Consider the following 24,694-nt stretch of genomic DNA (forward strand, 5'->3'; position numbering starts at 1 on the left):
TGTGTGGCGGGGTTTCGTTTTGTTGTAGGCTCTACGGCCGATGGAGCCGGAGCGTCAGGTCGAGATCCAGCTCGGCCACATGTGCAACAACCGATGCGTCTTCTGCGTCAGCGGCCAGGAGACGGCGCTCGGCCGCGCGCGGCCGCTCCCGCTCGCGCCGATCCTCGAGCAGATCCGGGCCGCGCGCGCGGCCGGGTACCAGAAGATCACGCTGCTCGGCGGCGAGCCCACGCTGCAGCCCGCCTTCCTCGACGTGGTGCGCGAGAGCGTCGCCCTCGGCTTCGAGGAGATCGTGATCTTCACGAACGGCGTGAAGACGGCCCGCGCCGCGTTCGTGGACGAGATCCTGCAAACTGGGGGAAATTTCACGTTTCGCTTCTCGATCCAGGGCGCGACCGAGGAGGCTCACGAGCGCACGACGCGCAAGGATGGATCGTTCGCCCGCATCGTGCAGTCGATGCATCACGTGCGGGCGCGCGGGCAGCGGCTCACCGTGAACATGTGTGTCGTCCAGTCGAACTACGAATCGGTGGACGCGTTCCCGGCGCTGCTCCTGCCGCTCGGCGCCTCGCAGCTCCACCTCGACATGGTGCGCCCGCTCGACGCGGGCGTGCGCACGGAGGAGGAGCTCGCGGCCATGATCCCGCGCTACCGGAGCCTCGTCGGCCCCCTCGAGCGAATGGTGCAGGGGTTTCCGGAGGATTTCGACGTGAACATCGGGAACCTCCCGTATTGTCTCGCCCCGCACCTCGCGCGCGTCATCCACCACGACGGCGAAAAGACGATGACCATCGCCGTCGACGGGGAGAAGACGCTCAGCAAGCCCTGGGACAAGTACCTCGTCAAGCGGCGGGACAAATCGAAGCCCACGAGCTGCGGGGCTTGCGTCTTCGACGGGCGTTGTAATGGCGTGTTCGAGAAGTATCGGGAAATGTACGGCGACGAGGAGTTCGTCGCCGTGACGCCCGAGCGCCTCGCCGAGGTCGATCCCGGCCGGCGGCTCTTCTCGGTGCACGCGCGGGCCCTCGTGGCGCGGGCGTTCGCCGGGTTCGTCCCGCCAAAGCCATTTTCGCGCGTCACCCTCACGGAGCTCGGCGAGCGGGCGGTCGAGGTGCGGCTCGAAGGGGACGAGAGCCTCGCGATCACGCTGCGCCCGCGGGCCGAAGGGGAGGGGATCGCCGGGGCGGGCTGGTTCTCCGTGCACGTCGCGGCCGCGCCCGCGGATCGAGAGGTGTTTCGCGGCGGGATCCTCGCCCTCGGCGAGAGGTTGTCCCGGCACGTGACGTTCGTGCACCCGATCGCGGAGGACGCGGCGGCGACGCTCTCGCGATCGATCGCGGCCCGTCTCTCGCTCCTGCGGCGGCGCGCGCCGTTCGGCGCCCTCGCGTGGAGGGACGTGCGCGTCGAGCAGGAGGGGCGGCGCGTCGAGCTCGCCTTCGAAGCGCCATCGGGGGAGCGGGCGTGGGTTTGGCTCGGTGAAACAAACGGAAAACCCGTGGGCGGGTATCGCGTGGGGGACGGCGAGCCCTCGGCCGAGGTCATCGAGGGGCTCAGGGCCGTGCTCGCGGCGCTCTCGCCGGGCGGGATCGGCGCGCGGACCACGCAGGCCTCGCGGGCTTGACGGCCCCGACGGAAGGCTAGCGTTTCGTCCACGCCGGCCCCATGGGGAACACGCTGGAGGGCATCATGGGGAAGGACCGAACCTGGCCTTTTGATCGGGGCGACGCGGACGGCGGGCAACCTCGGAGGCAAGAGGACGTACCCGGCGTGCGCGGCGGGGCGATCTCCCAGGACATCGGCGGCGAGCCGGCCTCGCGCCGCCCGCTGGGCGACGAGGGCGGCGCCGGCGCTTATCCGGGCGGCCCGACGTACTCGGAGGGGACGGAAGAGACGACGAACGCAGAAAATTGGGTGCCCCCGACCGAGCAGATCAGCGGGCCGCCCGAGGAGCCGACCGATTAGCGGTGGAGACGTCCCACGCCTGCCAGGGGCGCGCGCGCCTTTGACGAATGCCCCGGGCGCGCGCCACCGGAGCAGGGAAAAGCCTTGTTTCCCGAGGGGCGGGCTCGACGTCGATACCCGCGATCCCGGGCCCGTGATTGCGCACTTCGGAATGCCGGTGGGAGGTGGCGTGCCCCGGGGGGCCGGGTCATGCTCCGCGGGACCAGGCCGCTGCCGGTGTTCGCGTGCAGATCCGCGCTGATTCGGGGCGGGCGCGCGGGGCCGCGGGGGAGACGGGATGCAAGAGCTCGAGCTACGGCAGAAGCCCACTAGCGCGGGCGCGGACGAACCCGTCCGCGCGGCGATCTCCACGCAACGCTTCACGGGGGCCGCGTCGCTCGCGCTCGTCGGAGGCGCCTGGGACACGCTCGACGGGCTGCAGGAGACGCCCATGCAAGAGCGGCTCTGGACGGAGAGCTGGCTCTCGGCGAGCGGCACGTCCGATCGATTGCGTGTCCTCTGGGCGAACGCGCCCTGCGAGCTGCCCGCGATTGCCGCGTTCGTCCATCACGGCGGGCTCTCGCCTTCGCTGATGCCCGCCGGGGCCGTCGAGCTCGGCGAGCCCGTCGATCTGTCCCGCGGCGGGCCCGCGGCGCTCGGGGCGCTTTGCCGGGCGCTCGCCCGCGAGCCTCACCCGATCCACCTGCCGCGTATCGTCGCGAGCTCGCCGACGATCGCGGCCCTGCGCGCGGCCTACCGTCGCCGCGGCGTCGTCCGTATCGCTCCCGCGAAGCCGTATCCGTTCGTCCCGCTCGACGCCTCCTGGGTCGAGCCCGAGCGGCACCTCTCGTCGCGGAGGCGCCAGGATCTGCGGCGCGCGGAGCGGCACGCCGCGCGGATGGGCCAAATGTCGTATTCGTTCCTCGCGCCTTCGGCGGAGGAGGCGGAGGCCGTCCTCGACGAGGCGTTCCGCGTGGAGGCCGCCGGCTGGAAGGGCCGCGAGCGCACCGCGTTGTCGTGTGACCCGGTCGTCGGCGCGTTTTTCAGGACATACGCGCTCGGCGCCGCGCGCCGCGGGATCCTGCGGGTCGCGCTGCTCCGCGTGGGCGGGCGGGCGGCGGCGATGCAGCTCGCGGTCGCGCAGGCCGGGCGGTACTGGCTGCTCAAGATCGGTTATGACGAGGCGTTCGCGCCCGCCTCGCCGGGCATCTTGCTCCTCCGGGAGAGCCTACGTTACGCGGCCGAGCAGGGCCACGCGTCGTACGAGTTCCTCGGCGGCGTCGCGCCCTGGATCAAGCCGTGGACGAGCGAGGAGCGCGCCACGGTTTCGCTCAGCGCGTATCCGATGAGCCTCGCCGGCGCCTCCGCGTTGTCGGGCCGGGCCGCGGCGAGCGTGATTCGTAAATTGAGGAGCCGCTTTTCATGAGTGACACCTTCCAGGGTCTGAAGCAGGCCGCGCTCGCGGCGTGGGGGCCGCTCGAGAGGCGCGCGGGTCGCGCCTATTTCGCGGGGCCGAAGGTCGCGGACGCTCTCTCGGTCTCCCAGGGGTTCTGGGACGCGGGGATGGGCGTGGTCATCTGTTTCTGGAACGGCGAGGGCGCCTCCCCGCGGACCGTGGCGAACCGCTGCCTGACCGCGCTGGAGGCGTTCGCCGAGGCGGAGGGAGACCATTACCTCGCGATCAAGGCGCCTTCGCTCGGGTTCTCCCGCGAGCTCGTCGGGGAGATCGTGGCGAGCGCGGCGCGTGGCTCCGTGCGGGTGCATTTCGACGCGCAGCGGCCGGAGGCCGTGGAGCGGACGCGGAAGCTCGCGGAGAGCGTCATGGGCAGCGGGGCGACCATTGGATTCACGTTGCCCGGTCGTTTCGCGCGGAGCGCGCGGGACGCGGCCTGGGCGGCGCGGCGAGGTTTGCCCGTGCGCGTGGTGAAGGGGCAGGTGCCGGATCCTGCGGCGCCCGGGCTCGACCCGCGGGCGGGGTTCCTCGCCGTCGTGGACGCGCTCGCGGGCAAGGCGCGGCACGTGGGGGTGGCCTCGCACGACGCGACGCTCGTGCGGGAGGCGCTCGAGCGGCTCGTTTCGAACGGGACGCCGTGCGAGCTCGAATTGCTCCTCGGATTGCCGTTCGGGCCGGCGCTGCGGGAGGCGCGTACGTTTGGCGTGCCCGCGCGGATCTACGTGCCTTTTGGCGAGGCTCGATTGCCGTACCACATCACGGAGGCGCGGCGGAACCCTCGGGTGTTCGCCTGGCTCGCCCGGGATCTGTGGCGCGCGGAGACAGGGAAGCGCGAGAAGATGCCCGGGTGGACTAGCGCCCCCGCTTGATTCGCTCCTGCGCCTTTCGACCCTTCTTCATGAGGATCGGCTCGAGCCAGCGCGAGGCCGCCGGCGCCGTGTTCGCCGCGCGCGCCAGGACCCCTCGGCCGAGCGGCAACGTGATCTCGAGCGGGCGCTTCGGCAAAACCTCGTCCACGAGGGCGCGCTCGACGTCCTCGACGGTGAGCGGGCGCGGGCCGGAGAAGGTCATCGCGGCCTCGTCGTGGTCGACCTGCAAATCGAGCATGGGCGTCTGCACGGCGTCGGGCATGACCAGCGACACGGCGATCTCGTGCCGGGCGAGCTCCATCGCGGCGGCGAGCGAGAAGCCCCGGACCGCGAATTTCGACGCCGCATAAAGCGAGAGCCCCGGGACGGGCGCGAGCGACGCGAGCGAGCCGATGTTGACGATGTGCCCGCCCCGCCCTCGCCGGATCATCCGCGCCGCGGCGGCGCGCGTGCCGAGCACCGTGCCTTTCACGTTCACGTCGAGGTGGAAATCGACGTCCGCGGCCGTCAGATCCGTGACCCAGCCGGGCTTCAGCACGCCCGCGATGTTCATCACGACGTCGGGCCCGCCACCCTCGCGCTCGGCGAGATCGAGCGCCGCCTCCCAGTCCGCCTCCTCGCGCACGTCGAGTTTTACGCGACGAACGTTCGCCCCCCACGCGCCCTCCGCCGCGCGCCTCTCCAGCGCGGCGAGGTCCACGTCCGTCGCCACGACGGCGTCGCCGCGGCGCGCGAAGACGCCCGTCATGTGCGCGCCGATTCCACTCGCGCAGCCTGTCAAGACCAGCACGGCCATTCTCTCCTCCTACGCCGTTAGCGCCGCCCCGGCGGCGCGCGGCCGAATGTCTCCACGCGCGGGCCGCGCGGGTTTGCCCAGCGTGAGATCGCCGAACGAGAACGTCGGCGTGACGCCGGGGAACAGGAAATACGGGCTCAGCTCCGACGAGCAGACCATCCCCGGGAAATCCGGGTTTTGTCGGGACGCACCCGCCACTTCTTTCTCCTGCACCATCGAGATGTACTGGTCGAGCCCGCGCTCCAGGGTGTTGCCGTTGAGCACGACCTCCATCCCCGTCTCCTCCGCATACCTCCGGAGGCCCGGGATCCGCGAGGCGCGCGGGGCATACGCGTCGGGGCCGACGCCGTTCTCGCTGGTCACGAAGATCCCCTCGCTCGTCCGCGCCACGATCGAATGGTTCCCCTCGGTATGGCCGGGCGTCGCCATCAGGACGACGCTCTCGCCGAGCTTCGTGTCTCCATCGAGCAGGACGATCCGCGAGGGATCGAGGCCGTCGATCCCGCCCGGGCAATACCAGTCCCGCTGCGGCGGCAGGAGCGCGAGCGTGCTCTCCCATTCTTGCCGCATCACGAGCAGCTTCGCCCGCGGGAACAGGCCGGGGCGCCCGTGCGCGCCGAGCCATCGGCGCACGTCCTGCGTGTGCAGGTGATCGTACGTGATGTAATCGACGTCCTCGGGCGAGAGCCCCGCCTCGGCGAGGCAAAACTCCACCGTGCCGATCTCGGGCGCGATGAGGCGCTGGCCGAGCTCCTGGAAGGGGCCGAAGCTCCCGCCGAGGCGCTTGAAGAAGGGCGTCTCGGCATTGGCGCGGACGTCGGAGGGCGAGACGAGCAGCGTGCGGAGCTGTCCTTCGGCCTCGAACTGCACGAGGAAGACGCGGTTCAGGATGTGCACGAACGGCGTCGGGCCGCGGAAGGCGTCGCGCAGGGCATATCGCGTGGGATAAGGGACACGCACGAGCGAGCGGGATCGATAACAGGCGACCGGCGGCGCCGAGAGCAGCTCTTCGCGGAGCCGCGCCGCGCGCTTGCGGACCTCGCGCAGGCGGTCCTCGGGGCGGGACGCGTCACGGGCGCCCGCGAAGACGTCGATCGGTCGGAGCACGGGGTCCTTGGGTTCAGGCATGCAATTCGCTCCTCGCTCGCGCCCCTGCCTACCACGGAGGCGCGCCGCCGAGAACCACCTCGAAATCGTGTCAACGTGTGTCTATTTGTGCCTCAACGGGTCGATGTCCGGACCGCGGGATCATGAAATGACACGGAAAATGAAAGGCACGGCGCGTGCTTCCTTCCGTCCGGCTGCCCGGAGGTCCCAACCCATGAAGCTTTCCCACGCCCTCTTCCTTTCGATCCCCCTCGTCACCGCGATCGCGACCCATTCGGACGACGCCGCTGCCTGCGGCGGCTGTTTTCCCCCGCAGGACGAGTCGACGCAGGTGACGGGTCACCGGATGATCTTCTCGGTCTCGCAGACCTCGACCACCCTCTGGGACCAGATCGAATACTCCGGCGATCCCTCCTCGTTCGCCTGGATCCTGCCCATCAAGGGCCAGGTCCAGGTCGGTTTGTCCTCGGACGCGGTCTTCGCGGTCCTCAGCGAGCGCACCGCGACGAACATCTTCGCGCCGCCCCTCAACTGCCCGCCGCCCCCCGAGTGCTGGGACAGCTGGGGCAGTGGCTCCTCGGGCGCCGGCGGCGCAGCCGGAGGGCCGGACAGCGGCGTCGACATCATCACGCAGGAGGTCGTCGGGCCTTACGACACCGTGCAGCTCTCGTCGGCGGATCCCGGCGCGCTGAAGACCTGGCTCACGACGAACGGCTACAACATCGACGCGGACATCGGGCCCATCATCGACGCCTACGTCGGCGAGGGCTTCGATTTCCTCGCGCTGAAGCTCGTCCCCGGCCAGGGCGTGAGCTCGATGCGCCCGGTCAGCATCACCTCGGCCGGCGCGGGCGTCACGCTGCCGCTGCGCATGGTCGCCGCGGGCACGGGCGCGTTCGCCCCGATGACGCTCTGGATCTTCGGCGAAGGTCGGTACGAGACGAAGAACTTCGCCTCGTTCGAGATCAACCCGGCCGACATCGTCTGGAACTGGGACGCGAACGAGTCGAACTACGCGACGCTGAAGGACGACGCGTTCAAGGCCGCGGAGAACGCGAACTGGCTCAACCAGTACGCGCAGCCGACGTCGCCGTGGGACATTCGGAGCCGGCTGGAGCAGCTCGTGAACTTCCTGCCGGATCAGAGCGGCTACGGCGATCCGCAGGACGGCTGGGTGACGGCGATGGACGAGCTCAACGCCGACCTCGAGAAGATGTTCGGCGGGATCAACGAGAGCTCGCTCTGGCTCACGCGCATCAACGCCGAGCTCGCGCGGGCGTCGCTGAACAAGGACCTCGCGCTCGGCGCGGCGACGTCGCAAACGCCGGTCTCGAACTTCTTCCAGGCCACGAAGGCGATCGGCACGGCGCCCTCGTGCCCCTCGTACCCGCCCTGCGATCCGGGCACGGAGGACCCCGGCTCGACGAGCGGCGGCTCCTGGTGGGGCAACCTGGGCGACGGCAAGCCAAACGGCAGCTCGAGCTCGAGCTGCGCCGTGTCGAACGGGACGGAGACGACCGCCGCGCTCGGGCTCGTCGGCATCGCGCTCGGTTTGTCCGTGGCGCGCCGCCGAAAGGGCCGCAAGTAAGCGTCCTTCAAGCCGCCCGCGAGAGGCGCTCCGGCGGCGCGAAATGCGCCGGGGCGCCCCCGAGCCCCTCCTGCACCACCATGTCCCAGTAACGCGCCCCCGAGCGGATCGCCCGCTCGTGCGCCGCCGGCGAGCGCTTGCGCGCCTTCTCGGCCACACGCGTGACGGCGCGGAGCGCGTGGAAGCCCGCGACGAACGGGGTGCGCTCGATGCCGAGCTCGTCGGCGAGCGCGTCGCCGAGCAGCCCACGCGCGAAGCCGAGGCCGAGGCTCCGCCGGAGCGCGCCGAGCCGCCTCTCCTCGGCGGTCTTCGCTTGCTGGAGGGGCGACTCGAAGAGGGCACGCGTGAGCGCGCGGGAGTCGTCGTCCGGCCGGCCTTCCGTGGCCCGGATGAGGTTGCCGAGGTTCCACGCGTCGAACTCGCACGTCGGCAGGAGCTCGGGATCCACGCCGATGAGGTGCCCCGAGTACCGCCAGAGGTGCATGAAGCACGCGGCCTCGTCGGGATCGATGTCGAGCCCGAACGCGCGCATCCCCTCGAGGAAGACCAGCGAGAAGAGCAGCGACGTGCCCGCCATGTCGTGCTGGTTCACGGGCAGCCCCCACGCCGCCGTGTCCCATCTCGGGGATCGCGCGAGCATGCGCCGGACCTTGGCGTGCATCAGGCGCACCTTCAGGGTGATCGCGAAGGCCTCGCCCGCGCGTGAGAGCCCGCCGGGCTGCGCCGTCGCCTGCACGAAGCGCGAGGTCTCGCCGAGGCGTCGCGGGGCGCGCTCGACGAGCTGACCCGAGAAGACGAGCGGCTTGTTGCCCCCGGGCGAGGCGTACCCGAGCACGAGCGAGTAGGTGCCGAGCACCGCGCCCCCGAGGGGCCCGGAGCGCAGGAGCAGGTCGCCGCCGCGCCGGATCGCGTCCCAGTCGACCCAGGCGGGCACGTGGGAGGACCACGCGAGCAAGGCGCGCATCGCGGGGGGCAGGTCGAGCCCGGGCGCGTCGGGGTTCCGGAGGGCCTTGTCGAAGAGGGAAAAACCTCGGCTCGGCGGCGCGCCTTCCATCTCCTCGATGACCGCGTCGGCCAGCGGATCGCCGCGGAGCAAGAACGGCGCAAGACGGTCCACGCGGTCGCCGAAGCGCGCGCGAGCTTCCTCGAGGTTCTGGTATCGCGTGGGGAACATCGTGGCCCGGAGACCATAGGGGCAGTCGAGCCGGCTGGCGAGCGGGGGGCGGAGGTTCGTCCAGGATCTCCTCGGCCTCCCCCGAGGCGCGCTTCGCCGGACGTACGAGGTCACGATCCAGCGTTATGCGCGCCCGTCCGTGCTGCTAGCATCCCGTTCCCGATGACAACCCCTCCGTCCGTCGCCGCCGAGGAGGCGCCGCGCCCCAAATTCGCGTTCCTCCCGAAGATCGACTCGCCCGGCTACCACGTGCTTCTCTCGGCCGTGGCGATCCTGATCCTCGGCCCGCTCGGCGGCATCGCCGCCGCGTACATGAACTTCAGCCTCGGCTTCTTCGTCGGCGGGCAGGTGCTCGCGGGGATCCTGGGCAGCGCGGTGACGTACGGCTACGGGCCCGAGGGCAAGCACGGCGCGAACTACATGCAGACGATGGCCGCGAGCGTCGCGGGCATGGCGGGCATGGGCGTCTTGATCCAGGCGATGACGTGGCTCGGCATCCCGATGCCGCCCGCGCACCACCTGATGCTGTTCTTCGTGTGCATCGGCATGTTCGGCGTGGGCCTCGGCATGGTGTACACGCCGATCCTCGTCGATCGCCTGAAGCTCGATTTCCCGAGCGGCTACGCGGTCGCCAACATCCTGCGCGCGCTCACGGACAAACGCTTGCTCAAGCGGTCGATCGCGAAGCTCGGCAGCGGCACGGGCGCGGGCGTGGTGTTCGCGGCGTGCGCGGAGAGGTTGCCGTCGAGCAAGTGGGTGATGGCGACGATCCCGTGGCTCACGTCGATCTCGGCGTCGACGATCGGCGCGGGCATGGTCGTCGGCGCGCGGATCACGATCCCCGCGATCATGATGGGCCTCATCGGCTGGCAGCTCACGCCGTACCTCGTCTCGATCGGCTGGCTGAACGAGGGCGAGAGCTTCCGCAAGATCGGCTTCTTGATCGGGCTCGCGATGATCCTCGGCGCGGCGGTCGTCGACATGTCGCTCATCGCGGCGGAGGCGCTGCGGCGCGTGCGCGCGCAGGCGGGCAAGCCCGTGGAGGCGGACGCGAAGGACGCGTGGAAGCAGGTGAACCCGAGGCGCCTCGTCGCGTGGATCGTGTTCTGGGCGGCGGCGCTCGTGGCCGTGGCGACGCTGGTCATGGGGCAGCCGCTCGGGTTCACGATCTTCGCCATCCTGCTGACGAGCGTCTTCGTGCTGATCAACGGCATCTCGCTCGGCATCAGCGATTCGAACCCGATCTCGAGCGCGTTCGTGATCGCGGTCCTGCTCATGAGCGGCCTCGGCCTGAAGGATCCGCGGGTGGGTCTGATGAGCGCGAGCATCCTGCTCGTCGCGTGCTCGGTGGGCGGCGACATGCAGCAGGATCGCTCGACGGGTTATCGCCTCGGCACGAACCGCACCGTGCAGTTCCGCTACCAGAGCATCGGCATCCTGATGGGCTCGGTGCTCTGCGTCGTGCTCGCGACGACGTTCATGAAGGCCTACCCGGTGCTGACGATCAACTCGTTCGCGGACCCCAAGGCCGACGTCGGGCAGTGGCAGAGCGCGATGACGTTCAAGTTCGTCGGCGCGCTGCAGGACATCGGCTACCTGGCCGGCTACAAGGTGAAGGCGCTGGCGATCGGCCTCGTGATCGGCATCGTGACCGAGGTCCTGCGCAAGGTGATCCGCGCGAACAAGCGCTACCAGGACTACGTGAAGGGCTCGAAGCGAGGGTTCGCCACGGGCTTCGTGATGGATGCGTTCATCTTGCCGAGCCCGTACGCCTCGTCGTTCGGCGGCTTCGTCGAGCTCATGGTCTGCGTCTGGTTCGCGGTCGGCGGCGTGGGTTCGTCCGCGTACAACACCTGGCAGAAGAGCGTCGCCGCGAAGAAGGCGAAGACGGAGGACCTGCCCGAGGACATGAGCACGACGTCGCTCGTCGGCGGCGGCCTCATCGCGGGCGAGGCGCTCTACGCGCTCGCCGTGGGCCTGCATGGCCTCTTCTCGAACGTGATCCTCAAGCCCTCCGCCGCCGCGCCCCCGCCGCCCGCCGCGCCTCCCCAAACCTGACGACGCCCGGCGTCGAACGTCTGTGGCCCGGATCGCGGAATGGTGCGTCCTTGGACCTTCCGCGTCCGCCAAACGGAAAAAAATCGTGATGTCTTGAAATAACGGCACCCCGTCGCTCGATAGGGGATGCCATGAAGACGCAACACATCTCCGCTCTGGTCCTCTCGGCGCTCGTGGTCTCGCTCTCGGCGGGCTGCGGGAACGCCGCCTCCTCGCGTGAGGCGTGCGTGGAGGCGCCCGGCCTGGCAGGAGACCACGTCTACGTGTTCTCCGCGGGCTCCGTGTCGCAAGCGCGCGTCGAGCGCACGGTCCGCAGCGACGGCTCGGAGACGCTCTCGGGCGTCTCGCGCGTGGCTTCCTTCGAGGTGAAGGAATACGCCGAGCTCGGCCCGGATGGCCGCCTCGTGTACGCCGACGTGCTCGCGACGAACGCGTCGGGCGAGACGCGCCGGCTCATCGCGGACGCGCAACACGGCGCGTTTTACGTGCAAGACGCGCACGGCGGCCGCTGGAAGGGAATGGCCTCGGACGCCCCCTGGGTATACGCGGGCCTCGCGGGGGACGCGGCGTTCGCGCCCCTGCCGACGCCCGTCAGCGCGTGGGTCACGCTGCGCGCGACGAGCGCCTCGCCCGACGTGCGTGTCCTCGACGCGACGCTGCGCGAAGGTCGGATCGTGGCGCAGGATCAGCTCGTCGCCGAGGGCGAGGGCGACGAGCGCTTCGTGATCGCGGGCGACGTGGTGCTCTCGGCGAACGGCGAGTTCGTCACGGGCCTCGGCGAGGCCGCCGCCGTGGAGCCGCTCCGCATCGCTTCGGCCTCGCTCCGCCCGCGGCGGGTCGCGCAGCGCTGACGCACGCAAGATCGCAGTCGCTCCCCGCAAAAGCCCTCCTGCCCCGCCGCAACCCAGCCTCCGGCCAAGCGTCCGCCGACCTGCGGCGCCGCAAGCCGTCGAGCGCCATCTCTTCTCCCATCCGACAGCTCCGCAGCACGCCCCCCGCGCTCACCGCCGTCGAGCTGCGGCGCCGCAAGTCGCCGATCCCAGCCGGGAACCCCATCCCGCGGCGCTGCAAGTCCCCCTCCGCGAGCCCGTTGCCGATCCTGCGGCACTGCAAGCCCCCCTCCGCGCTTGCAAGAGCAAGATTCCGTTGCTCGCCCCCCGCAAGGGTCCCCTCTCCGTTCCGTCTAACCCCCCCGTAACCGTCCCGGTAACCCTTACGAGAGGTATTCCCATGGGAGAAATCATTCGCAAGAACTCGAAGTCCGACGCCATCATCGCGGACGCCCAGACGACCCTGACCCAGGCCACGGCCCTTGGGGGTCGCTGGCAAGAGCTCGCCGAGGCGCGCCTCGGCGCAGCGCTCGCCCTGCACGCGAGCGTCGAGGTCCAGCACAAGGCCGCCGAGCTCATGTTCGCCCCCCTGCGCGCCCAGGTCGACACCCGCAACAACAAGGCCGACAAGACCATCGGCAAGGTCCACGACATCGTCTGGAACGAGATCGGCCGCCCCGCATATGACGCCGCCCTCTCCGTGATCTTCCCCGACGGCATCGCATACTACGCAGAAGGCAACACGACCGAGCAACCCGAGCGCATGGACGTCCTCGCGCAGCTCCTGCAATCAGGCATTCACCCGAAGCTCTCCCCGGCAACCGCCACGAGCGTCGCCGCCGAAATCACGGCAGAAAGCGAGGCCCTGCGCGCCGCCCTGGAGGCCGCCCGCAAGCCTGCAGCGCAGCTCAAGGTCCTCGGGCGCGTACGCACCTCGCTCGCCAAGGTCGTGCACGCAGAGCTCTCGAAGTTGAAGCAGCTTTACAGGGTCGAGGGCTTCAGCGAGGCAGAAATCCACGCCGTCATCCCCGACCGCCCAACGGCAAAACCCACGAAGAAGGCACCTCCGACCTCGTAGGGTCTTGCGAACGGGCCCTTGGATGAACTGCGCGGTGCGCAGTTCATCCACCAAAGGTCCAGCGCTTGCGCGGGTCCGGGGCAGCGCCCCGGCTCCCGCGCTCCCTCAATTCCAGTCGATGCCGAAGAAGCCGCCGTCCCGCGCCACGCGCTGGTCGAGGAGATGACCACCCCGCTGGACCGTCAAGCGTCCGTCATAGACGATGAAATCGGGGGCGAAGCGGGGGAGGTGGCGGCTCGCGAGGGTGCCGGCGGAGGTCGTCCCCGCGTGCAGGACGATGTATTCGTCGGGATTCTTGGGGTGCGGGTGAATGAAGGAGATCCCCACGTCCTCGCCCTCGTGGCGCTTGCCGCGGAAGGTGAGAGCGGAGGGCTCGAAGCGGACGGGGAGGGCGCTCTCGAAGAGGGCGGTGACGCGGTTCGAACGTGGGTTTCCAATGAGGACGAGGCTGCGCTGATCCATTTCGGCGCCTTCGATCTCGACGTCGGATTTCACCGGGAAGCGGGCCGCGAAGGTATCGAAGGAGGCGAAATGTTCGGCGACGAGGCGGTTCGCCTCGATCTGCGCGGGATCCTGGGTGCCGTAGACGACGAGGCGGCCGTGGCGATCGATGTCGTCGAGCGGGCCCGAGACCCCGGCGCGCTTGCGTCCTTTGCGCGAGGGCTCCTCGGGGACGCGGACGAACGTGCCGTCCTTCTTGACGAGCCACAAAGTCGCGGCGCCGAACGGCCCCTCGATGGCCGCGCCGTCCACGGTCACCGTCGCGCCGTCGCGGAGCGAGAGCTGCGTCAGATCCAGGGCGAACGACTCCACGTTGCGGGTCTTGACCGTGACGCCTTCGGCCTTCGAATGGCGGGCGTCGATCTCGGCGAATTTGTCCTCGACCTCCATGCCGAGCAGCCGGACCCAGTGCGCCCGATCGTACCGCCACTCGCCGGTGACGAACCGGACGCGATCGGGCGCCTTGGGCCGCCTGTGCGATTTGAGCCAGCCGATCATGTCGCCGTCCTCGTAGGCGTAGTCCCAGACGTTGTGGTCGAGGTCCTCCTGGACGTCGAATTTGTGGGGATAACCGAGGGAGCGATAACGATTCGCGACGAGCTGCGAGCGCGTCGGGTCGTCCTTGCCGCCGTGGACGATGAAGAGCGGCACGTGCTGGCCGTTCTCGGCCCAGTTCACGATGTACCGCTTGGCGAGGAGGACGTCCTCCCAGGGCGTGTGGGGGGCCTTTCGGATGCTCTCCCAGCCGAGCAGGTTCGGATACCCGCAGAGCGGCGCGGAGGCGGAGAAGAGGTCCGGGTAATGTAACGGAAGGTAAAACGCGACGGTCCCGCCGAGGGAGTAACCGGTGAGGGAGATGCGGCGCTCGTCGATGGGGAAATGGGCGCGGACCTCGGCGATGACCCGCAGGACGTCGTCCTCGCCGAGGTGGCGCTGGCCTGCATTGCCGAATTGCCAGGGCGCGACGATGAAGGCGCCGAGATCGGGCAGGCCCGGGAAGTGGCGCGCCTCGAAGAGGCCATTGAAGCCAGCCTCGGGCGCCTCGCCGACGACGACACGCAGCGCGATCTCGGGGCGATTGCCGAGGCCGTGGGAGGCGACGACGAGCGGGAGCGGTTTTCCCCCGGGGCGGTAGGCCCGCGGGACAAAAAGGACGTACGGCTGGAGGCGACCGTCGAGCGGGCTGCGATAGGCGCGGCGCTGGACGCCGTACCGGCCGTCGTAGGGCTTTTCGTCTTTCTCGAGGGTGGCGACGAGGGCCTCGGCTTCGGCGGTCTGGCGCTTGATCCAGGAGATGTCGCGATCGCCCTGCGCGAGGTTCTCGACGAGGCCGTCGATATGGGCGATCAGGCTGTCTTTTTCGCCGCGCGTGGCCGAGGAGGCCTCGATGGTCTCGCGCTTGGCGGAGAGATCCAGGGCGCGTTTTTGCAGGCTTCCGCGATGGACGAGCGAGACCTTCGATTCGCTCCCCGGCGCGGGGCCGAGGCGGAGCCGGAGCTCGGTCGTGCCGGCCTTTTCGAAGGGAACGGGGAGGGACAAACCGCCCTCGGGGGCGCCGAGGGACGCGGCAGGCAAGAGGCCCTCGGCGAGCAGGCGCGCCGGGCCTTTTTCAGGGCCGAGCTCGGCGCGGTAGGGGAGATCGAGGGGATTTCGGGGGCCGAGGCCGATCCACGCGGGGCGCACGGAGACGTCGAACCCCGTGGGGACGGGCGTCCGCTGGATCTCGGCCCGGAGCAGATGGGCGGGTGTACACGTGGCCTCGGGCGCCGTGGCGAAGAGCAGGTCGGGCGGAGGTCCGCCGGAGGGCGCGCGGGCGCGGAGCCAGAAGCCGGTGGGCGCGGGGTTTGGTTGCTCGACCTCGACCACGATTCGATGGACGCCACGCTCGAGCTCGAGCGGAAAGCGCATCTCGTCGCGGAAAGGCTCCGGATCGGCCTCACGCGTGGCGTCGAAGACCCGCTTGCCGCCCACGGAGACGCGCACGCGGCCGGCGATACCCGCGGCGAGCAGGACCTTTTGCGCGCGGCCGGCGACGAGGTGGCCCGAGAGGACGAAATGGGTGGGGGGCTTCGGACCTCTCTTCGAATCGGCCTTGTCGTGGACCTCGACGTACCCGTCCTTCGCGCAGAGCGGGCGCGGCGCGGGCGGGGCGCCGGCGTCGGGGGGCGCCGCGTCGACCTCGGGCAAGGGGCCCGGGAGCGGCCCCGTGGCGGTCCACGCGTCGAGCCAGCCGTCTCCGTGAGGCGCGAGGAGCGCGTCGGGCGCGAGCACGGTCGGACCTCCCTCGACGCGCAGCGAGACGCAGCCCTGCCCGAGGCACGTCGAGCCCTCGCCACAACGCTCCTCCACCCAGCGCTCGCCGGCCTGGCAGACCTGCGAAACGTCGTCGGACGTACATCGCGCCTCGCCGGGCGAGCAGACGGCGCCCGGCGCGGCGTCCGGGGCCAGCGGGGCGCGCGCGGAGGGCTCGGTGCGGGCAGGGGAGCGCTGCTCGACGCCGTGCTCGGCGGGCGGGCGGCAGGCCGGCGCCCCGGTCAGGGCGGCGAGCACGAGCGGAAAGAGGTGCCTGGGGCGCATCGGGACGGGAGGAAGTGCCGCGTCCGCCCGGTCAGGCCGGCCGTCCACGCGGGCCGGCACAGCTACCACGAGCCCCGCCCCGGACCAAGCCGTGCGCTCGTCCACCGTCCTCCACGGAGCAAATCCATCCTTCGTTCAATTTTGCCTGGTCACCAAAACTTCCATCGCGCCCATGCGTCGAATGCAGTGACCGTCGCCCATTCGGGTCCGCCACCGCGGGGGCCCGTGAAATGTGGAGAAAGCGAGAAACCAGCCATGAAGAGCATTCCTCGATCCAAAACACCGAATTCCTCGAGGGGAGCCCCGGGAACGCGTGAGGACGGCTCGGTGATGTTTTCGCTGAGCTCACTCGTGGCCAAGGCCTCGAACGACGCACCCACGACGAATCGAACGAGCGCGGGTGGAGACGACTCGGGCATCATCGATCTGAAGGCGCTCGCGGCCGAGGCGCAACAATCGGCCGCGCCCGTCGCCCCGGTGGCGCCGATTTTTCCTTTTGGTTCGCCGGAGCCCTCGCCCCCGCCGGCCCCCGAGCCGCAGGTCGAGCCGGTCGCGACGAAGTCACGCAAAGGGCAGTGGCTGGTCGCCGCGGTGGGCGCCGTCCTGGTCTCGGCCATGGCGATCGGCGCCGCGAGCGCGCGCCCGAAGGTCGAGCCGATGACGCTGGGCGAGCGGGTCTCGCCGCAGTTCGTGGCCGTGATCCAGCGCGCGAAGGCCCCGCCGCCCGCGCCGCCGGCCGAGGTGAAGGCCACGCCCGCGCCGGAGAAGCAGGCGGCGGCGCCCGAGAAGGCGAAACCCGTGCAGAAGGCGAGCCCGGTCGTGCGCGTGAAAAAGCCGATCGAGCCCACGAAGACGGAGCCCGTGAAGCAAGAGCCGCCGAAGCTGGATCCTTCGTGTGATCTGATGTGCCAGATGCGGAAGGCGACGCAGAGATGACCAGCGCGCGCCCGGATGCGGCGGGAAGAGCGGGACGTCCCCGCCGCGCCGCAAGCGCTTTACGATCGCGGGCGTCCTCCCCACCCTTTCGCGCATGAACATCCCTCGCAGGTGGCAGCGCCGCGTCCGGGGAGCCTGGCGCGGCATCCAGCGCGCGGCCGGGCTCATCTCCGCCGTGGCCGCGGCGGTATGGTTCGTTCAAAGGCGGCGCGTCTCGGGCAGGCGCGTGGTGCGCACGCGGCCGCAACAGGCCGACGAGCGGACGATCCGCCGCATCGCCGAGGCGCAATCGGGCGGGATCAGCAGCCAGGAGAGCGACGCCCGTTACGAGAGCGGCGAGCACCCGGGAGGACTGCACGGCAAGGCCGTTCGCCCGCCGCCGGACGCCGAGATCTACGAGATCGACGAGCCGGAGGACCGCACCCACGCCCACCGGGGCTCGCGCCGCACGATGGCGTCGATGCGTCGCTGACACGATTTCGCGTCGGGTCGGAGGGCGCGGGGCGGGTACGATGCCAGCGGAGGTCTCCCCTTGCCCGATCCCGCGCCCCCCGCCGATTCGCCGGTGTCGCCGCCGACCCTCCGGCACGTGCCCGGCAAGAGCACCGAGGCGGCCCAGCACAAAGCCCCGCCGCCCCGGATCGCGGAGGCCGAAGGGTCCACCCGTCCGGCCGAGGCCCGCTCGCCCGTCCTCGGCGGCCTCGCCGTCGCGCTCCTCGTGATCGCGGCCTACGCCGGCGCGGTGGTGTTCTTCCGGTTCGTCGCGCCGAACCGTCCCCCGTACGTCGCCGAGGTCGGATCCGGGATCGCCGTCGGGATCGTGGTGTTCTTCATGCACGCGCTGCTCGGCGGTCCGCTGACCGAGACGATGCAGACGGGCGAGGAGCGCTTCCGGGCGCTGCTCGGGTTCATCGCGCTGATCGCGCCGTCGTTCGTGCGGTGGATCATCTTCGCTTGCCTCGGCGGCATGCTCGTCGTCGCCTACCAGGATCTGCTCGAGTGGGACCCTTCGCCGATCGCGCGCCTCCGGGTGCTCGGGGCCGCCGCGATGCCCGCGATCCTCGCGGTGTGCTCGGCGATGCTCGTGGAGCGCCGCTTCGCGCGTGGCGATTTCCGGCTGAAGGTGGGCTACGCGCCGGGCACGGGGGTGCGGGACCGGATGGAGCTCCGGGAGAAGGTCGAGCGCATGTGGGCCTACGAGAACGAGCTCATGCGCGAGTCGGTGCAACGCATGGCGCGGCACGCGGCGATCTTCGGGTTCATCGCGTCGGCGATCCTCATCGCCTGCGCGGTGATCCTGCTCCGGTACGCGCGGAGCGAGAACGAGCTCCGGCACCTCGTGGCGCTCGGCGTGGGCGCGGCGTGCACGGTGTCGTTCACCTTGAACCTCGGTCAGATCCTGTTCCGATCGGCCAGCAACGACTCGACCGCGCGCATGATGGCGTTCGCGGCGCGCACGCTGCTCATCGTGAGCGTGGCGACGGTGTTCCTCGGCGTGGCGCTGCTCTCGGGCCCGGAGGAGGCGAGCAGCGCGGAGAAGGGGTACCTGTTCCAGGGCTACAAGGGCGCGCTCATCGTGGGCGTGGCCGTCGCGCTCCTCGGCGAGCGCGTGTTACGCGCCGTGACGGATCGCGCCGCGTCGATGCTCGGCGTGGGGACGGCGGCGCCGATGCGCGGCAGCGATCTCGGGATCATCGACGGGCTGAACGAGGAGGACGTGGCGCGCCTCGCGGAGGAGCGGATCGACTCGGCGCACGCGCTCGCCTTCATGCCGACGCCGCGGATCTTCTTCAACACGACCTACAGCCTGCAGCGGATCTGCGACTGGCAGGATCAAGCGCTCCTGATCGCGCGCGTCGGCCGGACGAACGCGCAGCTCCTGCGCGAGCAGTACCTCGTGCGGGGCGCGATCGCGGCGCGGCAGATCGCGCGGGAGATCGTGGGCCCGGCGCGGAGCGCGATCTCGGCCTTGCGGGGGCCCGCGGAGTCGATCTCGGGTGACGCGATCTCGATCCCCTCCGAGGCGCACGAGGACGAGCAGGCCCGGCTCCGCGCGCTGGCGAAGGCGCTCGGCTTCACGGGCATCAACCAGGCCGTGCTCGGCCTGCGTTGCCTCGTGGACGACGAGGAGATCGAGCGGCTCGAGGTGTTCAGCCGCTCGGTGCCGGTGTGGAAAGACGCAGGCGTCGAGCACGTGCGTGACGACGCGTCGCCCCCGGGGAACGAGGGCCGCGCCTCTCGCCTGCCGCCCCGCGGGGACTAGTCGCCGCGGCGGCGCCTCGGCTTGTACTTCACGCGGACCGGCACGCCCTCGAAGCCGAAGTGCTTGCGGAGCTGGTTCTGGACGTAGCGCTGGTAGCTGAAGTGGAGCTGCTCGGGGGCGCTCGCCATGACCACGAAGAGCGGTGGTGAGGTCTCGGCCTGCGTGATGTAGTAGAGCCGCGGCGCGCGTCCGCCGGAGGTGGGCGGCGGGCGGTGCTCGAGGACCTGCTCGAAGAAGCGGTTGAGCTCGCCCGTGCCGACGCGCGTGCGGAAGGCCGTGGCGACGCGCGTGATCGTGGAGAGCAGGTTGCCCACGCCGCGGCCGGTCTTCGCGCTGAGGGGCACGATGGGCGCCCACGGCACGAACGAGAGTTTGTCCCGCGCGTTCTCCTCGGCCTTCGCGAAGGCCTTCTTGTCGAGCAGGTCGGCCTTGTTGAGGCCGATGACGACGGCGCGGGCGCGATCGACGGCGAGGCCCAGGATCTTCGCGTCCTGCTCGGCCACGCCTTCGAACGCGTCGCTCAGGAGGACCACGACCTCGGCGCGCTCCATCGCGCGGATCGCGTGGAGCACGCTCACCGCCTCGACGACGCTCTCCTCCTTCGTGACCTTCGCCTTGCGCCGGATGCCGGCCGTGTCGATGAACAGGAACGAGTGCTTGCCCTTGGTGACGCGCGTGTCGATGGCGTCGCGCGTGGTGCCGGGGCGCGAATCGACGATGAGGCGATCCTCGCCGAGCAGGCGGTTGACGAGCGAGGACTTGCCCGCGTTCGGTCGGCCCACGATCGCCACGCGGATGGCCTCGTCCGGCTCCGCGCCTTCCTGCGGCTCGGGCGGCAGAGGCGGGAGCGCGGACACGATCGCGCCCTCGAGCTCGTCGATGCGCCGGCCGTGGAGGGCGGAGAAGGGGATGATGTCCTTCGCGCCGAGCCGGTAGAGATCGCTGAGCTCCATCTCGGCGCGCTGCGAGTCGGCCTTGTTCGCGCAGTAGATGACGGGTTTGCCCGCGCGCCGGAGCAGATCGAGCTCGGCGTGATCGGCCGGCGTCGGAGGCTGGCTCGCGTCGAGCACGCAGACGATGACGTCGGCCTCGCTGATGGCGACGTCGATCTGGCGCTTGATCCCCTGGCGCATGGGATCGTCGCTCTCCGGGTCGAAGCCGCCCGTGTCGACGAGCGTGTACCTGCGGCCGCGCGAGGTGACGTCGCTGTAGTGGCGGTCGCGCGTGACGCCGGGCTCGTCGTGCACGATCGCGGTCTTCTTGCCGACGAGGCGGTTGAACAGGGTGCTCTTGCCGACGTTGGGGCGGCCGACGATCGCAACGATCGGCAGCGGAGCGCTCATCACCCGCGCGGGGGTCACGCCCTCGTCCGGCTGCTCGATTTGGTCTTCTTGCATCGTCATTCCTCCTCGTCCTGGTCTTCTTCCCCCTCGTCGTCGAGGTCTTCGTCGTCGTCGTCGTCGTCGCCCTCGTCCGCTTCTTCGTCGCGCTCGGCGACGATCACGTACTCGGTCGCCGCGCCCGCCCCGCCGCGGCCCTTGCCGTAGCCGAGCTCTTCGAGGCGCGGCAGCGACTCGCGCCAGTCCGGCGTCACGCGCACCCAGAGGCGCAGGACCACCTTGCCGCCGACGAGCTCCTCGATGCGCTCGCGCGCGGCGATGCCGATCCGCTTCATCATGGCCCCGCCCGCGCCGATGAGGATCCGCTTCTGGCCCTGCCGCTCGACGTGGATCGTGGCGTCGATCTGCACCGCCTGACCCGGGGCGCGTGGCTCGACGTACCGGTCGACGCTGACGGCCGAGGCGTGTGGCACCTCGTCCTGCGTCGCGCGGAGGATCTGCTCGCGCACGTACTCCGCCGCGAAGTACCGCGCGGGTTTGTCCGTCACGTCGTCGACCCCGTACCGGAAAGGGCCCTCGGGCAAGAAGCGCGCGACCTCGTCGAGCACGCGCGTGATGCCGTCCTCGCGTTGCGCCGAGACGGGCACGATCGCGTCGAAGTCGCGCACCTTCCCGTAGGCCTCGAGCAGCGGCAAGAGGTGCCGTTTGTCCCGGAGCAGGTCGACCTTGTTCACGACGAGCAGCGCGGGCCTGTCCGGGGCGAGGTCCGAGAGCAGCACGAGATCCCCCGGGTGCGGCAGGAGCGGGCGCGGCTCGATGGGCGTGCCGTCTTCCTTGCGCTTCACGGGGCGCGGCGAGACGTCCGTCACGAAGACGACGACGTCCGCTCGACGCGCCGCGTCCCGCGCGGCCTCGTTCATCGCGCGGCCGAGCTGCGTGCGCGGGCGATGCAGGCCCGGCGTGTCGAGCAGCGCGATCTCCGCGGAGCCGTGGTGCACCACGCCGAGCAGCGCGTCGCGCGTGGTCTGCGGCGTCTTCGACACGATCGAGAGCGGCTGCTGGAGCGCCGCGTTGAGCAGCGTGGATTTGCCGACGTTCGGCCGGCCGATCAGCGCCACGGTGCCGCTGCGCGAAGGTCCGCTCGCCTCGGGCGCGGGGCGGGGCTCGGGCCGCGGGCGCGGGGCGCTCGGGCGGCGCCCGTCTCCGTGGCCTCCACGCGGTCCACGCGTGAGATCGTCCGTCGTCGCCGGCCGCCCGCCTCGCGCGCCGCGCGTCGGCAGAGGCGCGCCCTTCTTCGCCGGCCCCTTCGCTCGCGCCTCGCCCGGTTTTCCCTTCGCTCCGCGCGTCTCCCGGCGAGGGGAGGCGCCGGCTCGTTCGTCATCGGGCGGTGTTTCGCGCCCCGTCCTGGGCTTCTGGCCGGGACGCTGGCCGGGACGCTCGGCGCGGGGTTCGGATCTGCGGCTCTTCACAGCGCGGCGCGATAGCAGACAGCGCGGTGGGCCTCAAACTGCTTCGTATCGTTCTCCACGCCGACCGCCCCTCCAAACGCCTTTGGCTACCGGCCCGAGCAGCGGTAGAAGCCCCCCATGGAAGCCGCCCACGAGAGCGCCCCCGACGGTACGACCCGCGAGCGCGCGCCTTCCCTCGCCGCGTGGTCCCGGCCGTTCGCCCTCGCGTTCGCCGCCCTGGTCCTCTTCTCGACCCTCGGCAAGAGCGGCATCTGGGATCCGTACGAGCTCGACGCGGCCGATCTGTCGCGCCGCGTCGCGATCCACGCCTTCCACGCGGACGAGCTCGCGCTCCCCGACGCCGTGAACGGGATGCCCACGCTGAGTGACCTGCGCATGGGCGAGCTGCCGTTCACCTCGATGGCGCTCGGCTTCAAGCTCTTCGGGCTCGCGGACTGGTCGGGGCGCTTGCCGCTCGCGATCTGGGCGTTCCTCGGGGTCGTCGCGCTGCACGAGCTGCTCGCGCGCCTCTCCGGGCGGAGGGCCGCGCTCTACGGCGCCGTCGCGCTCGCCACGACGCCGCTCTACTTCATGCAAGCGCGGACGATGCTCGGCGACATCGTCACGATGTCCGCGCTCGCGCTCGCCTTCGCCGGCCTCGTGGGCGCGCTCTTCGACCACGCGCGAGAGGGCCGGGGAGGGGGAGACGTCGAGGAGGTGGAAGGCGCTCGCACGTGGCTCGTGAAGGGCGCCTGGCTCGTCGTCGGCGCCCTCGGCCTCGTGGCCGGATACATGTCGCGTGGGCTCTTGATCGGCGTCGCCGTGCCCGCGCTCGCCGCTGGGCTCGCCTGGCTCGTGCTCGTGCTCGGAGGTTTGTCCGAGGGCCGATCCCGCGCCGAGCACGCCCTCGGCGCGCTCTCGCTCCTCCTCGGGCTCGTGGCGCTGGGCCTCGGTGTGAAGCTCCTCTTCGGCACCTCGCCCGACGCGCCTCTGCCGCGCGCGCTCGCGGTCGCGCTGACGAAGAAGTCGAGCGTGGACGCGACGTTCGACCGGACGATCCGCCACCTCGGCCACGCGCTGTTCCCGTGGAGCGCGTTCTTGCCCTTCGCCATCGGCCGGCTCTTCCGCGCGCCCGTCGAGCTCGACGGTCCTTCGCGCAGGCGTGAGGTCGGGCTCCGCGTCGCGCTGCTCGTCGGCGCTGCCGTCGCGTACGCCGCGTACGCCTTGCTCGCGCCGCACGTCGTGTTCCTCCCGTGGAGCGGCGTCGCGTTGCTCGCGGGCGTCGCGGGGCTCGCCGTGGCCGACTTCGATCGCGGCGCGCCTCCGTCGCGGGCCCTCGCGCTCGGCGTCGCCCTGCTCGCGTTCGTGCTCTACCGCGACATGGTGCTCGATCCGGCGCGGTTCTTCAGCGTGTTCGAGGTGGCCAAACCCTCGTTCCCGAAGAGCTTCGAGGCGACCTCGAAGACGCTCGTGCGCCTCTCCGCCATGGCGTTCGCGGGGCTCGTGGCGATCGCGTGGTTCGAGGGCCGCACGGACAAACCCGGCGCGTTCTCCAGGTGGATCGACGGGCTCGTCGATGACTACCGCCGCGTCGGCAAGGAGCTCGCCGCGGTCTGGAACGGCAACCTCGTCTTCGGCGCGGTCGTCGTGGAGGCTGCGCTCGTTGGCCTCGGCGCGATGCTCTTCCTCGGCACGCGGCTCGGCTGGGCGTCGGTGCTGAAGCTGCCCCGCAACTTCATCGACGCCGGCTTGAACCTCTGGTGGGCGGTGCCGCTCGTGATCGCCCTCGCGCCGATCTCGCTCGTCGCCTTGCGTGACGGCTTCCGCGCGGCCCTCGGCCTCACGAAGCTCCCGCGCGGCGCGGGCGTGTTGCTCGCCGCGCTCGCCGCGGGCGCCGTGCTCTCGTTCGGCTACTACCCCGCGCTCGCCGCGCAGCTCTCGCCGAAGGAGGTCTTCGACGCGTACGCCCGGCTCCAGAAGCCCGGCGAGCCGCTCGGCCTGCTCGGCGTCCGGGCTCGCTCGATCGCCTACTACCACCAGGGCGGCGAGGTCGCGCAGTTCAACGATCCCGCCGAGGCCTTCGCGTGGCTCACCGAGGGCAAGGACCGCCGCTGGCTCATCGTCCGCGCCGATGAGCTGCCGCGCCTGAACTCGCTCCACCGCAAGCACGCCGGCACGAACCTGTTCGTGCTCGACGCGCGCTCGAGCCAGATCCTGCTCGTCTCCAGCGATCTCGGGGGCCAGCGCAACGAAAATCCCCTCGGCGCGATGGTCCTCGACGAGCCGCCGCCCGAGCTCCACAAGGTCGACGCGGCGTTCGAGGATCAGCTCGAGGTGCTCGGCTGGGAGGTCCGCGACGGCGCTGGCCGGGTCGTGGACAGCGTGGTGCCGCAGCGCAAGTACCACATGCGCTTTTATTACCGGGTCGCGAGTCCCATCCTCGGCAACTGGAAGGCCTTCTTGCACATCGACGGCTTCCAGCGCCGGTACAACGGCGATCACGCGGTGCTCGACGGCAAGTATGCCATGAACCTTTGGCAGCCAAACGACATCGTCGTGGACGATTACGTCTTCGAGCTCGAGCCGAATTTCACGCCGGGCGACTACACGATCTATTTCGGCTTCTTCTCCGGAGACACGCGTTTCCGGGTGGTGCGTGGCCCGAACCACGAGAACCGCGTCATCGGAGGTGCGCTCCGCGTGCGTTGATCGACCGTGATGGCCGGATCCCTTGG

The 24,694-nt window shown here is 70.7% G+C and carries 18 protein-coding genes; 12 read left to right on the plus strand and 6 right to left on the minus strand.

Annotated elements, in window-relative coordinates; genetic code table 11:
* The first annotated feature begins 40 nt into the window (after positions 1–40).
* From GF068_RS14890 to GF068_RS14905, 4 genes are all read left to right on the plus strand, one after another.
* Complete coding sequence (locus tag GF068_RS14890) at positions 41–1,621, plus strand: radical SAM protein (RefSeq protein ID WP_153820066.1); 1,581 nt, start codon at positions 41–43, stop codon at positions 1,619–1,621.
* 41 nt (positions 1,622–1,662) lie between these two features.
* Positions 1,663–1,962, plus strand: coding sequence for a hypothetical protein (locus tag GF068_RS14895; protein WP_170319494.1), 300 nt, complete (start codon positions 1,663–1,665; stop codon positions 1,960–1,962).
* A 277-nt stretch (positions 1,963–2,239) separates the two neighbouring features.
* Positions 2,240–3,367 (plus strand): GNAT family N-acetyltransferase, encoded by a 1,128-nt coding sequence (locus tag GF068_RS14900; protein WP_153820068.1) that lies wholly within the window; start codon positions 2,240–2,242, stop codon positions 3,365–3,367.
* Positions 3,364–4,263 (plus strand): hypothetical protein, encoded by a 900-nt coding sequence (locus GF068_RS14905; RefSeq protein ID WP_153820069.1) that lies wholly within the window; start codon positions 3,364–3,366, stop codon positions 4,261–4,263. Before GF068_RS14900 ends, GF068_RS14905 begins: the two co-directional genes overlap by 4 nt.
* On the opposite strand, the gene GF068_RS14910 is transcribed toward GF068_RS14905, so the two are convergent.
* Together GF068_RS14910 and GF068_RS14915 are read right to left on the minus strand one after the other, a co-directional pair.
* Positions 4,247–5,053, minus strand: coding sequence for an SDR family NAD(P)-dependent oxidoreductase (locus tag GF068_RS14910; protein ID WP_170319495.1), 807 nt, complete (start codon positions 5,051–5,053; stop codon positions 4,247–4,249). The genes GF068_RS14905 and GF068_RS14910 overlap by 17 nt on opposite strands.
* A 15-nt stretch (positions 5,054–5,068) precedes the next feature.
* Positions 5,069–6,187 carry an MBL fold metallo-hydrolase gene (locus GF068_RS14915; protein ID WP_153820071.1) on the minus strand — a complete coding sequence of 373 codons (1,119 nt, stop codon included), beginning with the start codon at positions 6,185–6,187 and terminating at the stop codon, positions 5,069–5,071.
* A 193-nt stretch (positions 6,188–6,380) separates the two neighbouring features.
* Here GF068_RS14915 and GF068_RS14920 point away from each other — a divergent pair, with 193 nt between their 5' ends.
* A complete protein-coding gene (locus tag GF068_RS14920) occupies positions 6,381–7,754 on the plus strand; it encodes a DUF2330 domain-containing protein (protein ID WP_170319496.1) in 1,374 nt (457 codons plus the stop codon).
* Positions 7,755–7,761: 7 nt separating this feature from the next.
* On the opposite strand, the gene GF068_RS14925 is transcribed toward GF068_RS14920, so the two are convergent.
* The gene (locus GF068_RS14925) at positions 7,762–8,928 is read right to left on the minus strand and encodes an oxygenase MpaB family protein (RefSeq protein WP_153820073.1); all 1,167 of its coding nucleotides are present in this window, start codon (positions 8,926–8,928) and stop codon (positions 7,762–7,764) included.
* 162 nt (positions 8,929–9,090) lie between these two features.
* Here GF068_RS14925 and GF068_RS14930 point away from each other — a divergent pair, with 162 nt between their 5' ends.
* The 3 genes from GF068_RS14930 (at position 9,091) to GF068_RS14940 (ending at position 12,894) form a co-directional block, all read left to right on the plus strand.
* Positions 9,091–10,986: an OPT/YSL family transporter gene (locus tag GF068_RS14930; RefSeq protein ID WP_153820074.1), complete on the plus strand. Its 1,896-nt coding sequence runs from the start codon at positions 9,091–9,093 to the stop codon at positions 10,984–10,986.
* Positions 10,987–11,117: 131 nt separating this feature from the next.
* Entirely contained in the window at positions 11,118–11,837 is a 720-nt protein-coding gene (locus tag GF068_RS14935; protein WP_153820075.1) for a hypothetical protein, read from the plus strand.
* Between the two features lie 379 nt (positions 11,838–12,216).
* Complete coding sequence (locus GF068_RS14940; protein WP_153820076.1) at positions 12,217–12,894, plus strand: hypothetical protein; 678 nt, start codon at positions 12,217–12,219, stop codon at positions 12,892–12,894.
* 105 nt (positions 12,895–12,999) lie between these two features.
* Here GF068_RS14940 and GF068_RS14945 read toward each other — a convergent pair whose 3' ends face one another.
* A complete protein-coding gene (locus GF068_RS14945; RefSeq protein ID WP_153820077.1) occupies positions 13,000–15,972 on the minus strand; it encodes an alpha/beta hydrolase-fold protein in 2,973 nt (990 codons plus the stop codon).
* A 327-nt stretch (positions 15,973–16,299) separates the two neighbouring features.
* Here GF068_RS14945 and GF068_RS14950 point away from each other — a divergent pair, with 327 nt between their 5' ends.
* From GF068_RS14950 to GF068_RS14960, 3 genes are all read left to right on the plus strand, one after another.
* Positions 16,300–16,908 carry a hypothetical protein gene (locus GF068_RS14950; RefSeq protein WP_170319497.1) on the plus strand — a complete coding sequence of 203 codons (609 nt, stop codon included), beginning with the start codon at positions 16,300–16,302 and terminating at the stop codon, positions 16,906–16,908.
* Between the two features lie 94 nt (positions 16,909–17,002).
* Positions 17,003–17,380, plus strand: coding sequence for a hypothetical protein (locus GF068_RS14955; protein ID WP_153820079.1), 378 nt, complete (start codon positions 17,003–17,005; stop codon positions 17,378–17,380).
* A gap of 60 nt (positions 17,381–17,440) precedes the next feature.
* Positions 17,441–19,171, plus strand: coding sequence for a hypothetical protein (locus tag GF068_RS14960; protein ID WP_153820080.1), 1,731 nt, complete (start codon positions 17,441–17,443; stop codon positions 19,169–19,171).
* On the opposite strand, the gene der is transcribed toward GF068_RS14960, so the two are convergent.
* Both der and era read right to left on the minus strand, forming a co-directional pair.
* Complete coding sequence (der, locus tag GF068_RS14965) at positions 19,168–20,568, minus strand: ribosome biogenesis GTPase Der (RefSeq protein WP_240806923.1); 1,401 nt, start codon at positions 20,566–20,568, stop codon at positions 19,168–19,170. The two genes, GF068_RS14960 and der, sit on opposite strands and share 4 nt — an antisense overlap.
* 2 nt (positions 20,569–20,570) lie before the next feature.
* Positions 20,571–21,980: a GTPase Era gene (gene era / locus GF068_RS14970; protein ID WP_153820082.1), complete on the minus strand. Its 1,410-nt coding sequence runs from the start codon at positions 21,978–21,980 to the stop codon at positions 20,571–20,573.
* Between the two features lie 117 nt (positions 21,981–22,097).
* Here era and GF068_RS14975 point away from each other — a divergent pair, with 117 nt between their 5' ends.
* Entirely contained in the window at positions 22,098–24,668 is a 2,571-nt protein-coding gene (locus GF068_RS14975) for a glycosyltransferase family 39 protein (RefSeq protein ID WP_153820083.1), read from the plus strand.
* Positions 24,669–24,694: the final 26 nt, after the last annotated feature.

Origin of the sequence: Polyangium spumosum (genome assembly GCF_009649845.1) — a bacterium.
In the GTDB taxonomy this organism is placed as follows: domain Bacteria; phylum Myxococcota_A; class Polyangia; order Polyangiales; family Polyangiaceae; genus Polyangium; species Polyangium spumosum.

Bases quoted from the DNA above. Each gene is read 5' to 3' on its own strand.
- GF068_RS14945 (WP_153820077.1), bottom strand. From the start codon at position 15,972: ATGCGCCCCAGGCACCTCTTTCCGCTCGTGCTCGCCGCCCTGACCGGG.
- GF068_RS14955 (WP_153820079.1), top strand. From the start codon at position 17,003: ATGAACATCCCTCGCAGGTGGCAGCGCCGCGTCCGGGGAGCCTGGCGC.
- GF068_RS14920 (WP_170319496.1), top strand. From the start codon at position 6,381: ATGAAGCTTTCCCACGCCCTCTTCCTTTCGATCCCCCTCGTCACCGCG.
- GF068_RS14905 (WP_153820069.1), top strand. From the start codon at position 3,364: ATGAGTGACACCTTCCAGGGTCTGAAGCAGGCCGCGCTCGCGGCGTGG.
- GF068_RS14930 (WP_153820074.1), top strand. From the start codon at position 9,091: ATGACAACCCCTCCGTCCGTCGCCGCCGAGGAGGCGCCGCGCCCCAAA.
- GF068_RS14915 (WP_153820071.1), bottom strand. From the start codon at position 6,187: ATGCCTGAACCCAAGGACCCCGTGCTCCGACCGATCGACGTCTTCGCG.
- GF068_RS14890 (WP_153820066.1), top strand. From the start codon at position 41: ATGGAGCCGGAGCGTCAGGTCGAGATCCAGCTCGGCCACATGTGCAAC.
- GF068_RS14975 (WP_153820083.1), top strand. From the start codon at position 22,098: ATGGAAGCCGCCCACGAGAGCGCCCCCGACGGTACGACCCGCGAGCGC.
- GF068_RS14895 (WP_170319494.1), top strand. From the start codon at position 1,663: ATGGGGAACACGCTGGAGGGCATCATGGGGAAGGACCGAACCTGGCCT.
- GF068_RS14935 (WP_153820075.1), top strand. From the start codon at position 11,118: ATGAAGACGCAACACATCTCCGCTCTGGTCCTCTCGGCGCTCGTGGTC.
- GF068_RS14900 (WP_153820068.1), top strand. From the start codon at position 2,240: ATGCAAGAGCTCGAGCTACGGCAGAAGCCCACTAGCGCGGGCGCGGAC.
- GF068_RS14925 (WP_153820073.1), bottom strand. From the start codon at position 8,928: ATGTTCCCCACGCGATACCAGAACCTCGAGGAAGCTCGCGCGCGCTTC.
- GF068_RS14940 (WP_153820076.1), top strand. From the start codon at position 12,217: ATGGGAGAAATCATTCGCAAGAACTCGAAGTCCGACGCCATCATCGCG.
- der (WP_240806923.1), bottom strand. From the start codon at position 20,568: ATGCAAGAAGACCAAATCGAGCAGCCGGACGAGGGCGTGACCCCCGCG.